Consider the following 16,034-nt stretch of genomic DNA (forward strand, 5'->3'; position numbering starts at 1 on the left):
TCTGCAACCACTCTAGATAGTGGATAGCAGCATGGTCTATCATCATATCGCAACTTGAACTAAAAAGCTTTCATTCATAGTGTGTTCAAGCGCAAACTTTCGCAAACACATTACGTCCAAATGCCATATTCGTCAATCATAAAAACTTAAAAATCATCAGGTTACAAATCAACCAACCAACAGCTTTTGGATGGATAACTATCCGATTTGACAAGAAAAGTTGTAGGAACTTGTTATGAAATCCCTATCTTATTAGCCAATAAAATATTACAAATCTTCTAGTTGTGTCACTCTATATCCTGTCGGGGTATAATCACTTAGTTTAGTTCATTTCTCATTTTATTCTCCATTGTGGGCATGACGCGTAATTGTCAAGGGAATAACCGATAATGAACCGCTCATAAAAGCCAAGCTCATTTTATATAGCATGGCTTCAATACGAATTAGGACTTTCGCTATTTTGGACGTACATACAGGCTTTTTACTTACCCGTCATTCACGCGACTTTCGCAAATACGCACAAGTTGAACTGTGGGTACAAACTGACCAAGGTCCTGCACAACTGCTAATTGATGGAGAGCATCCGGTATTTTTTATCACCCAGTCATCTGAGCGCAATGCAAAAACGTTAGCGGAAAAACTGGCACTCCACGTGCAAATTAAACCGCTGCCACAAACCACATTCCAACAGGAACCCGTTTCTGGTGTCTACTGTCAGTCCCTAGCCACTTCCCGAATGTTAGCGTCTCACTTTCAGCAGCACGATATCAATGTCTATGAAGCCGATATCAAATTAGCCGATCGCTATTTAATGGAAAGATTTATCCAGGGCAGCTTGGCCTTTACTGGCGACATAGAAGTCCTCAATAAAAACACCCCTCAGCAGTATATAAGAGTCACTAATGCCAAGTGTAAGGCAGCACCGCATCAACCTTCTCTCTCCCAAGTTTCCCTTGATATTGAATGCTCTGAAAAAGGTGTGCTGTATTCAATTGGCCTCGCTAGTGCAATGGATAATCGCGTTTTGATGGTAGGTCAACCTCAGCCCTCTGAGACCAGTGTTCAATGGGTCAATGATGAAAAAGCTCTTTTACAGGCATTGGAGCAATGGTTTTATAAATTTGACCCAGATATCATTGTTGGCTGGAATGTCATCGACTTTGATTTCAAATTGCTCCATAAACGCGCTGAAATCTATAAGCTGAAGTTGCGGCTAGGTCGCGGCGGACAAAACAGTTATTTTAGAACCTTATCCAGCAGTCAACAAAGCTTTATTACCCTTCCAGGTAGAGTTGTTTTAGACGGTATCGATATGCTGAAAACGGCGACCTATAACTTTCGTTCTTGGTCGCTAGAATCTGTGTCTCAGCAATTACTCGGCGAAGGCAAAGCCATTCATAACGTCCATGACCGCATGGATGAGATTAATACGATGTTTCGTAAGGACAAGCCTTCTCTCGCAAAATATAACCTACAAGACTGTGTACTGGTTAACAAGATCTTTGCCAAAACGCACCTTTTAGAATTTGCTATTGAGCGCACCAAGCTCACAGGTATTGAACTCGATAGATTGGGAGGCTCTGTTGCAGCTTTTTCTAACCTTTACCTGCCTCGAATGCACAGAGCAGGATACATAGCCCCTAATCTAGAGCCTGAAACTTGGGTGGGCAGCCCTGGTGGCTATGTCATGGACTCGCTGCCAGACCTGTATGATTCAGTACTGGTATTGGATTTTAAGAGTCTATACCCCTCAATCATTCGGTCGTTTTTGATTGACCCAATGGGGCTAATCGAAGGGTTAAAGCTTGCTGTGGGACCAGGTGACGAGCAAGCCGTTGAGGGCTTTCGCGGGGCCCAGTTTCACCGAGAACATCACTTTTTACCCAATTTGATTGCCGAGTTATGGGCGGCACGCGACATTGCCAAAAAGAACAACGACCTCCCCTTCTCGCAAGCAATCAAGATCATCATGAACTCATTTTACGGTGTATTGGGTTCTTCCGGTTGCCGCTTCTTTGATACACGGCTTGCTTCGTCTATCACAATGCGAGGACACGAGGTGCTTGCACGCACTAAAGATATGATTGAAGAGCAAGGGTATATCGTAATCTATGGAGATACGGACTCAGTTTTTGTACACCTTGGAAGCAGTCACTCACAGACCGAGGCTGATGAAGTCGGCAATCAATTAGTCGAAACGATCAACGCAGCATGGCGTCGCCACCTTCGAGAGCAGTACAACCTAGATTGCTTTTTGGAGCTAGAGTATGAAACTCATTACCGCAAGTTTCTGATGCCGACGATCCGAGGCTCAGAGACTGGGTCTAAGAAGCGCTACGCTGGTGTGATTGGAGAAGGCGATAATGAGCAGCTTATCTTCAAGGGGCTAGAGAGTGTGCGTACCGACTGGACCCCCTTGTCGCAACATTTTCAGCGGCAACTGTATCAGATGATCTTTCATGACCAAGATCCTACAAATTATATAAGACAAGTGGTCGAGGAAACTCTAGCAGGAAAGCATGACGATGACTTGATCTACCAAAAAAGGCTACGTAGACGCCTACATGACTATCAAAAAAATATTCCACCTCAGGTTCGGGCGGCGCGTATTGCCGATAACATCAATCAACAATTAGGGCGACCGTTACAGTACCAAAATCGCGGTCGGATTGAATACATCATCACGCTCAACGGTCCTGAACCAGTCGAATATCGTAAAAGTTCTATCGACTATCAGCACTATATCGATAAACAGCTCAAGCCCGTTGCTGACGCAATATTGCCTTTCATTGGCTTAGATTTTGACGCACTAAATGCGCCTCAGCTGGGCTTATTCTAAGTAGGGCTCACTGGCGCTCAACCAATTTTAAATTCTGTTTTTTTGTATTCTTCAGCAAGCCATTCACCGTAAAAATCAAGCAACCCCACCACAGAACGTTTTGCTATCGCTCGCTGACCCAATAAGATGTTAAGACGTTCGATATACTTCGCCTGCTCTGGATAGTATTTTACGAATTGTTCCCCACACTCTCTCGGGCAATCAAGCCAGCGTTTGGATTTGTGTAACACCAGAGAATAACTGGCTCTTAGCAGTTTTTTAGCGATGGTCTGTTGAGCTGTTACTTGCGTATCGAGATCTTGCGCTTTGGCCACTACCATTCGATAGTGCTTTAGCCAAGTTTCAGTATCGTTGTTCCAGTGTTTGGCGATCTCCCAGCTCGGAACATATTCACCAAAACACTCCGAAAGATCATCACCATACACGCAGGTGCAGCACTGCTTAAGTAAGAAACCCCACGTAAAAATGGCATCGAGGCAGGTAATATCCTCGACTAATGCCGTTCTAATCGATACCCCATTTACCTGAGGAAACTCTCGTTGAAAGCGCCAATTAATGGAATTAAAAAGTGATTGCTTTTGCGTTGAAAAGTCTTGCTTACTCACAACCACAACATCCAAATTGGATTGCCCGATAATCGCTGTACCCTTCGCAACACTACCATAGATATAAATACTATGAAGATTGGTGCCTAGCTGATTGCGTAAACAAGAAAGTAAATCCTCAACAACGGGCTGAAACTCTGTTTGCTGTATAAAGGCTAGGGATTGTGGATTGGTCATTAGAAGGCAATAAAACTTAAATTGGTGTCTCCATTCTACTGAGCAGAGCCTCAGCTTTCAATCCTAACCGTGCGATACCACTGTCACATTAATTGTGATTCATTTGAATCAAGGCTATAGGAAAGCGATGCAGTTCACCATATAATTAGCACAATACAAATGAACATAAAGGATACTTTCATGCCAAGGGCAAGTGAGCTAAAAAAAGGGTTTGCTATCGAATCCAACGGTAAAACTCTAGTTATTAAAGATATCGAAATCACGACACCTGGTGGCCGTGGCGGTGCGAAAATTTATAAGCTGCGTTGTCAAGATCTCGCTAATGGTTCTAAAGTTGAAGAGCGTTACAAGTCAGATGAGTTGGTTAACACGGTTGATATGACTAAGCGTGCGGTTACGTTCTCTTACGTTGATGGCGATGAATACATCTTCATGGACAATGACGATTATAGCCAGTTTACCTTTAAGCAAGATGAAATCGCTGATGAACTACTGTTCATCAATGAAGATACTCAAGGTCTTCTGGTTTTACTGATTAACGATCAGGCGGCAGGTATTGAACTGCCTTCATCGGTAGAGCTCATTATTGAAGAAACTGACCCATCAATCAAAGGGGCCTCAGCATCGGCACGCACCAAGCCAGCACGTCTTTCAACTGGCCTTACGGTGCAGGTCCCTGAATACATTGCGACTGGCGATAAAGTGAAAGTCAATACGACTGAACGTAAATACATGAGCCGAGCAGACTAAGGAATTATTATGTCCGAACTTTTATCATTCGACGATGTGATTGACGCTGCATACGACATTTTTCTTGAAATGGCACCTGACAACCTAGAGCCTGCTGATGTGATTATTTTTACCGCTCAGTTTGAAGAACGAGGCGCTGCAGAGCTAGTTGAAACTGGAGCAGATTGGGTTGAACACGTCGGCTTTGAGGTCGATGAAAACTTTGCGGAAGTTCGTGTCGGTTTGGTCGATGAAGAAAGTGATACTCTCGATGACGTATTTGCTCGATTACTGGTTAGCCGAGACCCGAGCAATAAGTTCTGCCATGTTCTTTGGAAACGCGATTAAAAGCGAACTAACAATCAAAAAAGGGTAGCTTAGTCGCTACCCTTTCTTTTTATCTATTATCAATGCGTTAGCGACGGTTCTTCGCTCGTGCACCTTGCTCACCGGCACTTTTCTTATTACGGCGCTGTTGATTACTACGACCTTTTGAAGGCGTGTTCACGCGCTCTTCGTGTCTTTTCACTGCACGACGAATTTTTTGACTACGAGAGCGTTCACGCTTACGAGACGTATTGTTGTTTAAGTCCAACATCGTTTCTGATTCAGGTTTCAGCTCGACCAGAGTGCGTAAATAGTTAACCTCTTTAAGGGTCAATTCAGCCCATCCGCCACGTGGCAGTTTTTTATCAAGGTAGATATCACCATAACGAACACGCTTAAGGCGACTTACTGTGGTGTCCTGTGATTCCCAAAGACGTCTAACTTCGCGGTTACGGCCTTCGTTGATAGCGACATAAAACGTGTGGTTCATGCCTTCACCACCAGCATAAACAACATCTTCAAAGCGTGCCATGCCATCTTCTAGCTCGACACCGCTCACTAGATTTCTCACTTTCTGCTCGTTTACTTCACCGAAAACTCGTACTAAATACTCACGTTCAACCTGACGACTAGGGTGCATTAAACGGTTGGCTAACTCACCATCGGTAGTAAACAACAACAAACCTGACGTGTTTGCATCTAAGCGACCAACAGAAATCCAACGTGAGCCACGAATTTTTGGTAGGCGATCAAACACTGTACGACGACCTTCAGGATCATGACGTGTACACAGTTCGCCTTCTGGCTTGTAGTAAGCCAGCACGCGACAGACCACTTCCTCTTGAGCTTTAGCAGAAACAGTATGACCGTCGATACGGATCACGGCACTTTCATCTTCTAAACGCTCACCAAGTTTTGCGACTTGGCCATTCACACTGACTCGGCCAGCTTTGATCAATGACTCAAGCTCACGGCGTGAACCATGACCTGCACGGGCAAGAACTTTCTGTAATTTTTCGCTCATTTACATACCTATAGTGTCGTCTTCACAGACGTCGAGTTTGAAATACGCGATGCTTAAAAATCGCGGCCGAGTATTATCTCAAATTCTATCCGGAAACGCACCTTATTTATCAATGCAATTGTAACCTTACACCACTTACTCGAACGGTGAAGGATCTCCGGCACCAACACGAAGGACAGTAGCCTCATCATCACTAAAATCAATCACCGTCGTTGGTTGCTCACCAAGGTAACCACCGTTCAAGATAACATCCACCGCATGCTCGAGTTTGTCTCTGATCTCTTCAGGGTCGGACTCTGTGTAATCGTTGCCCGGCAGTATAAGAGAGGTCGACATCATCGGTTCGCCAAGAGCATCTAATAAATCCAAAGCAATTTTATTGTCTGGTACTCGAATACCTATCGTTTTACGTTTTGAATTCATCAAGCGACGCGGCACTTCTTTGGTGCCTTTAAAAATAAAAGTATAAGGGCCTGGCGTATTGTTTTTAAGCAATCGAAATGCTGTGTTATCAACACGGGCATAAATTGACAGCTCTGACAGGTCTCGGCACAACAAAGTGAAATTGTGTTTTTCATCGAGTCGACGGATCTGACAAATTCTTTCTAGCGCTTGTTTGTTTTCTAGTTGGCAACCCAGTGCATAACCAGAATCTGTTGGGTAAATAACCACACCACCACTACGAATGATCGCAACTGCTTGATTGATCAAACGAGCTTGAGGGTTTTCTGGGTGAACATAAAAAAACTGACTCATCATTATTCCTTAATTCAATGGCGGTATGGATAGACAGACGCATTTGTCTCCACAGCTCGCTCTTAGCGCTCGCTTTCAGTATCACCACAAGGTTTAGATACTGAGTTAAGCGACAGCATATTCCATATAGGCTCTACTCCAGCAGGCAACCAAAGGTTCCTGCCGAGTTCCATCCAAGGCGATGGGTAGTGAAAATCAGAACCTTGTGAAGCTAATAGGTTGTATTGTATCGCATAATCTGCAAGGTTACGTCTTTCTTGTTGACTTTGTTGAGGTTGAGCGACCTCCATTCCGTCTCCCTTTGCTTCCACAAAAGCAGCAATGAGCCGCTTTAGCCACTTCGCCGTCAACTGATAGCGAGCTGGGTGCGCCAACACCGCAACGCCACCCGCTTGATGAATCGCCTTTATTGCCTCGTCCATCGAGCACCAAATGGGTGGTACATAGCCTGGATTATTGCGAGTTAAAAACTTCTTAAAAACCTGCTGCATGTTCTTAGCATAGTCGTTATCAACCAACCATTTGGCAAAATGAGCTCGAGTAATTGGAGCGGTTCCTGCGATGGCTTGTACTTCTTCTAGGACACCTTCTCTAGTCGCCTTGGAAAGACGATGCGCGATCAGCTTGGCTCTTTCCTCACGCCTTTGTTGTTGCTTAGCGATAAGTGCTTGTAAAGCATCGGAGTTGCGGTCGATACCAAGCCCAACAATGTGGATATCCTTGTTCTGCCAGACCGTCGAAATTTCGATGCCATCAACCAGCTCAAGCTCAATGTTTTTTTCAGCAATGATTTTGTGCGCTTGCGGTAAAGCGTCGACAGTATCGTGGTCTGTTATTGCTAATACCGAGAGGTTGAATTCAACCGCCCGGTCAATCAATTGCTCAACCGTGAGACGTCCGTCTGATGCTGTCGTATGACTATGTAGATCTATCTTCATTATTTTAACGATATTTTCATTTTATGGTTGACTTAAGGCTCTCAAACTAGTTAACTAGTACGCAATTACACAAGAGAGTTTGCTACTGTATGTTACAAGATTTTAACCCACTCATTAAACCACGATTCAGCGTACTATGCTCTGTTATTGTTTGGTGGCGCACATGGAATCATTCTATGTGGGCGATTGAGTGCGTGTAACGATACAGCAATCCAATATAAGCCCACTCCGATGAGTGGGCTTTTTTTTTGCTTATGAGTTCAACTGATTAATTAAGCAACAAATTAGACACATTCGACATTGGGCAATCGTTTTAATTGTGCGAGTATGTAGAAAATACCAACAAAGCTGGAGGAGGTTTTGTGAATAAGGCCATTAACATCAAACAGAAAGGTCAACTTGAAGTTCTCACTTTAGAGCTACCCTATGCGCAAGATCCCACTCGTCTTTTTTATACGTTGTGCAACGATAAAACTGACAGCCTCTTGTTAGAATCGGCTGAAATTGATTCTAAACAGGATCTCCAAAGTTGGTTAATTGTCGATTCTGCTGTCAGAATCGTGTGCAACGAGCACAAGGTGACGTTTAGAGCCTTAACAAGCAACGGTAAAAATCTACTCAAAGTTATCGCAAACAATCTTGTTGATGCCCTCTCTACAAAACTATCTCAAGACGAGCTAATCGTTGAGTTTGAAAGACCTTGCGATACATTGGATGAGGATTCTCGTCTTCGTGAAGCCTCGTCATTTGATGCACTGCGCCTTGTACAGCACAGCTTTGATATTTCTGGACTCGATCCAAATGCCATTTTTATGGGTGGTCTGTTTTCCTATGATATGGTGGCAAATTTCGAACCTCTAGGGAATGCGGCTCAATCCAATCAGTGCCCTGATTATGTTTTCTATGTGGCAGAAAGCCTATTGGTTGTCGATCACCAAAAGAAAAACTGCACGTTGCAGACCAGCTTGTTTAATAGTGATGCCGACGAGCTTGCCCGCATTCAAAAACGTCTTTCTGAAATCTCTCAGCAATGTGAAAACCTATTGTCGTTACCGGCAGCAACTGTGGTAGAAAACGCACCACTTCAAGTGAATATTTCCGATGATGATTTTTCAAAAACAGTCACCGATCTAAAAGAATACGTTGTCAAAGGCGATGTGTTCCAAGTCGTTCCATCTAGACGCTTCAGTCTACCGTGCCCTTCTCCACTGGCTGCGTACAAAGAGCTTAAAAACAGCAACCCTAGTCCTTACATGTTCTACATGCAAGATGAGCTATTTACACTCTTTGGTGCTTCACCTGAGAGTGCATTGAAGTACGCTAAAGGTACGAACCAAATAGAGATCTACCCAATAGCAGGGACTCGACGCCGAGGAAAAAATGCCGACGGTAGTATCAATAAAGATTTAGACAGCCGAATTGAGCTTGAGCTACGCAGTGATACCAAAGAAAACGCGGAACACATGATGCTGGTTGATTTGGCCAGAAACGATGTTGCAAGAATATCTGAGCCAGGAACTCGTCATGTTGCAGACCTATTGAAAACAGACCGTTACAGCCATGTCATGCACCTCGTTTCGAGAGTTGTAGGGCAACTACGTAACGATCTTGATGCCCTGCATGGATATCAGGCTTGTATGAATATGGGTACCTTAACTGGCGCACCAAAAATCCGTGCCATGCAGCTCATTCGCCAGGTTGAGAAACAACGACGCGGCAGTTATGGCGGCGCAGTTGGTTACTTAAATGGTGTTGGTGATCTCGACACCTGTATTGTCATTCGTTCCGCTTATGTCGAGAACGGTATCGCACAAGTTCAGGCTGGTGCTGGCGTGGTCTTTGATTCCGTGCCGCAAGCTGAGACCGACGAGACTCGTGGCAAAGCACAGGCGGTAATTTCTGCAATCCAAACGGCACACAAAGGGTAAATATCATGGCTAATATTGTTTTTATTGATAACTTTGATTCGTTTACCTACAACCTTGTTGACCAGTTTCGAACGCTGGGTCATCACGTAACCATCTATCGCAATCACATAGAGGCACAGACCATTTGTCAATCAGTGCTTGAATTAGACAACCCCGTTGTTCTGTTGTCACCCGGACCTGGCGCTCCAGCCGACGCAGGTTCAATGCCCGAGCTCATCCAGCTTTTGCGTGGTAAGGTACCCATGATTGGTATTTGTCTTGGCCATCAGGCCATTGTTGAAGCCTATGGCGGTAGTGTGGCTGGCGCAGGACAAATCATTCACGGTAAAGTATCAATGATGTCTCACGAAGGTCATGATATCTATAAAGATTTACCATCGCCTATGGCCATTGCTCGCTACCATTCATTGGTCGCCACAAAAGTACCAGAATCATTAACGGTCAGCGCAGAAGTTGATGGGCTCGTCATGTCGGTTGTTAATGAGCAAGATAAAGTGTGTGGATTTCAATTTCATCCGGAGTCCATTATGACCACATACGGCGCAATTTTACTAAGCAACGCCATCAATTGGGCATTAGCGAAATAACACTTCAAGGAATCGAAACATGGAACAGATTATTAATAAGCTGTATGAACAGCAATCGCTAAGTCAACAAGAAAGCCAACAGCTCTTCGATGTCATTATTCGTGGAGAGCTCGACCCTATTTTGATGTCTGCGGTACTCACCGCTTTAAAAATCAAAGGTGAGACACCAGATGAAATTGCTGGTGCAGCCAACGCCTTACTGGCGAACGCGACCCCTTTCCCGCGCCCAGACTATGACTTGGCTGATATTGTAGGCACTGGGGGCGATGGCTCTAACACCATCAACATTTCAACAACGGCTGCTTTTGTGGCTGCAGCCTGTGGTCTCAAAGTAGCGAAACACGGCAACCGAGGTGTATCAAGTAAATCGGGCTCTTCCGATCTGCTTGATTCTTTTGGTATCAACTTAGCGATGAGCCCAGAAGATACTCGAAAAGCTGTCGATGAGATTGGAGTCGCCTTCTTATTCGCTCCCCAATATCATGGTGGTGTGCGCCATGCGATGCCCGTTCGTCAAACCATGAAGACACGCACTATTTTCAATATTTTAGGTCCGCTAATTAATCCAGCGCGCCCTAATATCGAGCTGATGGGTGTCTATGATGCCAAGTTAGTTCGCCCTATTGCCGAAACAATGCTTCAAATGGGAATGAAACGTGCCGCGGTCGTTCATGGTAGTGGTCTTGATGAAGTTGCCATTCACGGTGAAACCTTGGTAGCGGAAATCAAAGATGGCGCGATCACGGAGTACACATTATCTCCGAGCGACTTTGGCGTCACAAGCCACCCATTAGAGGCGATAAAAGGTGGTGAGCCAGAAGAAAATAAAGCTATTATCACTAAGATCCTAACAGGCAAAGGGACAGAGGCACAACTCAACGCCGTTGCCGTCAATGTCGCGCTGTTGATGAAGCTCTTTGGCCACGAAGATTTAAAAGCCAATGCACAGCAAGCAATAGATGCTATGAACTCTGGCAAAGCGTTCGAGTTGGTTGAAAAACTCGCTGCGTACAGTTAACAGATTGGAAGGTATAGTAATGGAAACGGTATTGGCGAAAATAGTTGCCGACAAAAGAACTTGGGTAGCAGAACGAAAGATGGCACAGCCACTAGAAAGCTTCAAAGACGGCCTGACCCCTTCTGACCGAAGCTTTTATGATGCGCTTTCTGGTGATCGCACAGCCTTCATTTTGGAGTGTAAGAAAGCCTCTCCGTCGAAAGGCCTTATTCGAGACGACTTTGATTTGGACTACATTGCGTCAGTTTACAAAAATCACGCGAGCGCGATTTCAGTATTGACCGATGAGAAGTACTTTCAAGGCAACTTCGAGTTTTTACCACAAGTAAAACGTCAAACGACTCAACCAATCCTTTGTAAGGATTTTATGGTAGACCGCTATCAGGTCTACCTTGCTCGTCATTATCAAGCCGATGCCATTTTGTTGATGCTGTCAGTACTTGATGATAGCGAGTATAAAGAACTCGCTGAGGTGGCGCACTCATTAGGCCTTGGGATTTTAACAGAGGTTAGTAACCAAGAAGAATTAGACAGAGCTATTGTTTTGCAAGCGAAAGTCGTTGGCATCAACAACCGTAATTTACGTGATCTCTCAATTGACCTTAATCGCACAAAAGAGCTAGCACCAAAGTTACCTAAAGACACTACGGTGATCTCAGAGTCTGGTATCTATAATCACCAACAGGTACGCGAACTCAGTCAGTATGCCAATGGTTTCCTCATCGGCAGCTCTCTAATGGCTGAAGACAACATTGAGTTGGCGGTACGTAAGGTGCTTCTTGGTGACAACAAAGTCTGTGGTTTAACCCACGCTGACGACGCGGCAAAAGCCTATCATGCTGGCGCAGTCAACGGCGGCCTAATCTTTGTAGAAAAGTCTCCTAGATACGTAGATCTCGAAGCAGCTCGTTTGGTGATGAGTGGTGCCCCACTTAACTATGTTGGCGTTTTCCAGAACCATGGGGTCGATTTTGTTGCTCAAACAGCAAACCAATTGAAATTATCTGCCGTGCAGTTGCATGGTCACGAAACACAGGAATACATCGACCAACTTCGCCAAATTTTGCAGCCATCAATCGCCATTTGGAAAGCCTACGGTGTAAAAAGTGAACTGCCTGACCTCAACGCACTTAAGGTGGACCGACACCTTCTTGACGCGAAAGTAGGAAGTGCAACGGGGGGGACGGGGCATTCCTTTGATTGGCAACTGCTCAACGAAACAAAAAACATTATGCTAGCCGGCGGCATTTCTCCACAAAATGCTAAGCAAGCCAGTGAACTGGGCTGCATTGGTTTAGATCTCAACTCTGGTGTTGAATCCGCACCCGGAAAAAAAGACGCAGACAAGCTCAATGACGCTTTTGCGCAAATCAGACAATATTAGGGTTGAGCGTTAGCTTAACCCAAGTTCAAAGAATTAGAGGAATGAAGATGGCTAAATTAGACGCTTACTTTGGTGAATACGGTGGACAATTTGTTCCGCAAATTCTTGTACCTGCGCTCGACCAACTAGAACAAGCTTTTATCGATGCTCAGCAAGATCCACAATTTCAATCAGAATTCATGGGATTGCTACAAGAATATGCGGGTCGCCCAACGGCATTAACATTGACGCGCAACCTAACTAAAGGTACCAAAACCAAGCTGTACCTCAAGCGTGAAGACTTGCTTCATGGTGGGGCGCACAAAACCAACCAGGTTCTTGGTCAGGCGTTGCTTGCCAAGCGTATGGGAAAAAAAGAGATTATAGCAGAAACTGGGGCTGGTCAGCATGGGGTTGCCACAGCGCTGGCTTGTGCACTACTAGGGCTGAAATGTCGCGTGTACATGGGTGCAAAAGACGTTGAACGCCAAAGTCCCAATGTATTTAGAATGCGCCTCATGGGCGCAGAGGTTATCCCTGTTCACTCTGGTTCATCAACCTTAAAAGATGCTTGTAACGAAGCTCTGCGCGATTGGTCGGCAAGTTACGAAGACGCACACTATTTGCTCGGAACTGCTGCAGGTCCACACCCTTTCCCTACCATCGTTCGTGAGTTCCAAAAGATGATTGGCGAAGAGACTAAAAATCAAATCCTTGCCCGTGAAGGCAGACTGCCAGATGCCGTTATTGCTTGTGTCGGTGGTGGGTCAAATGCTATCGGCATGTTTGCAGATTTTATCGATGAAAGCGACGTACGCTTAATTGGTGTTGAGCCTGCTGGTAAGGGTATCGATACCGACCAGCACGGTGCACCACTTAAGCATGGCAAAACCGGTATTTTCTTCGGTATGAAGGCTCCTCTTATGCAAGATCCTAACGGTCAAGTAGAGGAGTCATACTCGGTTTCAGCTGGACTGGATTTCCCATCAGTTGGCCCGCAGCATGCACACCTTAATGCCACTGGCAGGGCGGAATACGGATCAATTACTGATGATGAGGCGCTGCAATCTTTCCAAGACTTAGCTCGCAACGAAGGCATCATACCTGCGCTGGAATCGTCTCATGCTTTGGCTTACGCGCTCAAAATGGCAAAAGAGGATCCAGAAAAAGAACAGATCCTCATCGTCAACTTGTCTGGTCGTGGTGACAAAGACATCTTTACGGTGCACGATATTCTTAAAGAAAAAGGAGATTTGTAATGGATCGCTATTTAAACATGTTCCGTCGCCTAGAAACAGAAAACCAAGGGGCATTCGTTCCCTTTGTCACCATGGGCGATCCAACTCCTCAAACATCTCTAAAGATCATGGAAACTCTCATTGAATCGGGTGCCGATGCGCTAGAGCTGGGAATGCCATTCTCTGATCCACAAGCGGATGGACCGACGATCCAAGGTGCTAATATTCGTGCACTCGAATCGAATACAACGCCCGCTGATTGTTTCGAGCTGATCGCACAGATCAGAGCTAAGTACCCTGAGCTACCCATTGGGCTTCTCATGTATGCCAACTTAGTGTTTGCTAAGGGTATCAACGAGTTTTATCAAGAATGCGCAAAAGTCGGCATTGATTCGGTACTCATTGCTGATGTACCGACAAATGAAAGTCAAGAGTTTGTCCAGGCTGCTAGAAAACATGGGGTACACCCAATTTTCATCGCACCACCAACCGCAAGTGAGCAAACTATTGAGCAAGTGGCTAAACTCGGCGGTGGTTACACCTACCTTCTTTCGCGAGCGGGCGTAACCGGCACAGAGACCAAAGCCAATATGCCGATTACCGCGCAACTTGACAACTTAACCAAGTATGACGCTCCACCTTCACTGCTTGGTTTTGGTATTTCTGAGCCACAACAAGTTAAAGATGCACTGTCTGCCGGAGCTGCTGGTGCAATTTCCGGATCGGCGGTTGTCAAAATTATCGAGAGAAATTTAGACAATACAGAATCAATGCTTTCAGAGTTGGCAAGCTTCGTATTTGAGATGAAAGCCGCGACACAAAAATAAAGCACATCATCCTAAGCGACCGGCTCCACACTGGTCGCTTTTTTTACATTTTATTTTCATTTCACCAACCTCCCAGCCCCTTGTGCTCACCCCATTTTAGTAACAAGAGCCAGGCAAACGTTTGCCTTTGATTGCAAATTGACCTCTCGGTCACTTTTTTTGCAGTTTGTAGCGCCAATCTGACAAATCCGTCTTGCACGTTGTGCTAATAAAGTGTAAAAACACTTCGAAATATACATCTACCAATAGCCGTTAAATTGGTTGAGTATACTGGAAATTTAAAATTAATTAGCACAGGAGTTAAGGAAGTGTTAAAAGAAAAGATGATGCTAAACAACATTGGCGTCCAGGTTGTCATTGCGATGATCTTGGGTACCGCCATCGGTGCCACGATGGGAGATGCAGCATCTGTATTTGCTCCTCTTGGTACAATTTTTATCAACTTGATTAAAATGCTCGTTATCCCATTAGTTGCGGTTGCACTGATTTCAGGTGCTGCAGGGTTAGGTAATAGCAGCAATGCTGGCAAAGTCGGTGTTACAACTCTGGCTTACTTCGGGCTGACGTCCGCATTGGCTGTAGCACTAGCCCTTATTATGGGTGAGCTGTTCCAACCAGGTGTGAATATCGATACTGCTGGTATCGAAGGCATGTTTTCAAGTGAATACGCTTCAAAAGGTGAATTACCCACTTTCTGGGCTACCATCACTGGTATGATCCCAACCAACGTTTTTCAATCACTTAATGAAGCAAACATTCTACAAATTCTTGTGTTTTGTCTGTTCTTTGGTATCGGGCTTTCTAAGCTTGAGTCGACTCGTCGTGAACCATTGCTAAATGGTGTCAACGCAATTGTTGACGTCATGGTCTGGATGATCAACAAAGTTATGATCATTGCACCACTCGGTGTCTTTGGCTTGATGGCAGAAGCTGTTGGTACGTTCGGCTTTGGTGCGCTGATGGTCGTATTCAAACTATTCTTGGTGTATACAGCAGCCATTTTGATTTTTGGTTTTGTTGCTTACCCACTTATGATTCAAGTGTTTACTAAGACCTCTGCGAAGAAATTCCTAACGGCGATGAAAAAGCCTCAGGCCGTCGCACTTTCTACAGCTTCCTCTATGGCGACACTGCCTGTGACGATGGAAACGGTAGAGAAAGAACTGGGCGTTCGTAATTCAACGGCTTCGTTTGTGTTACCTCTTGGTGCAACCATCAACATGTCAGGTAATGCGATTTACTACGGTTTGGTTGCGATCTTCTTTGCGCAGTTGTTCAACATCGACCTTTCAATGGGTGCGTATGTTGCAATCATCCTTACATCGACGCTAGGTGCTGTTGGCCAGGCTGGTGTTCCTGGTCCAAGCTTTCTGGTTGTTGCCGTTTTACTCGCTGCAGGGATCCCTATTGAAGGTCTGCCACTACTGTTCGCTCTTGACCGTATCTTCGATATGATTCGTACCGCTCTAAACATCACTGGTGATGCTGCGTGTGCGGTCATCGTTGACTCTCTAATTGAAGAAGAAGAGTCTGAGACTCAACCAGAGCTACGAAATCAAGAAGCTTAGTCTCAATAAAACGATAAGCTATACTATAAAGGTCAATGTAGTCATACATTGGCCTTTTTTAATGACCTTGCTTTGACAGCTTGGCATTGAATGATTTCAGACAGCGAATT

14 protein-coding genes are annotated in these 16,034 nt (G+C 45.0%); 10 read left to right on the forward strand and 4 right to left on the reverse strand.

Translation table 11 applies throughout. The annotated features are described in order from the left end of the window. Positions 1–460: 460 nt before the first annotated feature. The gene (locus LNL84_RS00530; RefSeq protein WP_244354188.1) at positions 461–2,839 is read left to right on the forward strand and encodes a DNA polymerase II; all 2,379 of its coding nucleotides are present in this window, start codon (positions 461–463) and stop codon (positions 2,837–2,839) included. Positions 2,840–2,856: 17 nt separating this feature from the next. Here the strand turns inward: LNL84_RS00530 and LNL84_RS00535 are convergent, their stop codons facing one another. Next, positions 2,857–3,621, reverse strand: a complete 765-nt coding sequence (locus LNL84_RS00535; protein ID WP_244354190.1) for a nucleotidyltransferase domain-containing protein — start codon at positions 3,619–3,621, stop codon at positions 2,857–2,859. Between the two features lie 180 nt (positions 3,622–3,801). Between LNL84_RS00535 and efpL the strand changes: the two genes are divergently transcribed. Together efpL and LNL84_RS00545 are read left to right on the forward strand one after the other, a co-directional pair. Further along, positions 3,802–4,371: an elongation factor P-like protein EfpL gene (efpL, locus tag LNL84_RS00540; protein WP_244354192.1), complete on the forward strand. Its 570-nt coding sequence runs from the start codon at positions 3,802–3,804 to the stop codon at positions 4,369–4,371. 9 nt (positions 4,372–4,380) lie between these two features. Beyond that, positions 4,381–4,698 (forward strand): HI1450 family dsDNA-mimic protein, encoded by a 318-nt coding sequence (locus LNL84_RS00545; protein ID WP_244354194.1) that lies wholly within the window; start codon positions 4,381–4,383, stop codon positions 4,696–4,698. A 67-nt stretch (positions 4,699–4,765) separates the two neighbouring features. Here LNL84_RS00545 and rluB read toward each other — a convergent pair whose 3' ends face one another. From rluB to rnm, 3 genes are all read right to left on the reverse strand, one after another. Continuing rightward, positions 4,766–5,701 carry a 23S rRNA pseudouridine(2605) synthase RluB gene (gene rluB / locus LNL84_RS00550; RefSeq protein WP_244354196.1) on the reverse strand — a complete coding sequence of 312 codons (936 nt, stop codon included), beginning with the start codon at positions 5,699–5,701 and terminating at the stop codon, positions 4,766–4,768. 135 nt (positions 5,702–5,836) lie between these two features. Further along, positions 5,837–6,457, reverse strand: coding sequence for an L-threonylcarbamoyladenylate synthase (locus LNL84_RS00555; RefSeq protein WP_244354202.1), 621 nt, complete (start codon positions 6,455–6,457; stop codon positions 5,837–5,839). 62 nt (positions 6,458–6,519) lie between these two features. After that, positions 6,520–7,395, reverse strand: coding sequence for an RNase RNM (gene rnm / locus LNL84_RS00560; protein ID WP_244354205.1), 876 nt, complete (start codon positions 7,393–7,395; stop codon positions 6,520–6,522). Between the two features lie 362 nt (positions 7,396–7,757). On the opposite strand from rnm, the gene LNL84_RS00565 reads away from it, so the two are divergent. From LNL84_RS00565 to LNL84_RS00595, 7 genes are all read left to right on the forward strand, one after another. Then, complete coding sequence (locus LNL84_RS00565; RefSeq protein ID WP_244354207.1) at positions 7,758–9,323, forward strand: anthranilate synthase component 1; 1,566 nt, start codon at positions 7,758–7,760, stop codon at positions 9,321–9,323. Positions 9,324–9,328: 5 nt separating this feature from the next. Beyond that, positions 9,329–9,910: an aminodeoxychorismate/anthranilate synthase component II gene (locus tag LNL84_RS00570; protein WP_244354209.1), complete on the forward strand. Its 582-nt coding sequence runs from the start codon at positions 9,329–9,331 to the stop codon at positions 9,908–9,910. 19 nt (positions 9,911–9,929) lie between these two features. Continuing rightward, entirely contained in the window at positions 9,930–10,928 is a 999-nt protein-coding gene (gene trpD, locus LNL84_RS00575; RefSeq protein WP_244354211.1) for an anthranilate phosphoribosyltransferase, read from the forward strand. A gap of 19 nt (positions 10,929–10,947) precedes the next feature. After that, on the forward strand, positions 10,948–12,312 hold the full coding sequence (trpCF, locus tag LNL84_RS00580) for a bifunctional indole-3-glycerol-phosphate synthase TrpC/phosphoribosylanthranilate isomerase TrpF (RefSeq protein ID WP_244354214.1): 1,365 nt from the start codon (positions 10,948–10,950) through the stop codon (positions 12,310–12,312). A 47-nt stretch (positions 12,313–12,359) separates the two neighbouring features. Further along, entirely contained in the window at positions 12,360–13,550 is a 1,191-nt protein-coding gene (gene trpB / locus LNL84_RS00585; protein WP_244354216.1) for a tryptophan synthase subunit beta, read from the forward strand. Next, positions 13,550–14,356, forward strand: a complete 807-nt coding sequence (gene trpA, locus LNL84_RS00590; RefSeq protein WP_244354220.1) for a tryptophan synthase subunit alpha — start codon at positions 13,550–13,552, stop codon at positions 14,354–14,356. The genes trpB and trpA overlap by 1 nt, the downstream gene beginning before the upstream one ends. A gap of 323 nt (positions 14,357–14,679) precedes the next feature. Next, entirely contained in the window at positions 14,680–15,924 is a 1,245-nt protein-coding gene (locus LNL84_RS00595) for a dicarboxylate/amino acid:cation symporter (RefSeq protein WP_244354830.1), read from the forward strand. Positions 15,925–16,034 lie beyond the last annotated feature (110 nt).

The organism is Vibrio gelatinilyticus (assembly GCF_022836845.1).
Classification (GTDB): Bacteria; Pseudomonadota; Gammaproteobacteria; order Enterobacterales; family Vibrionaceae; genus Vibrio; species Vibrio gelatinilyticus.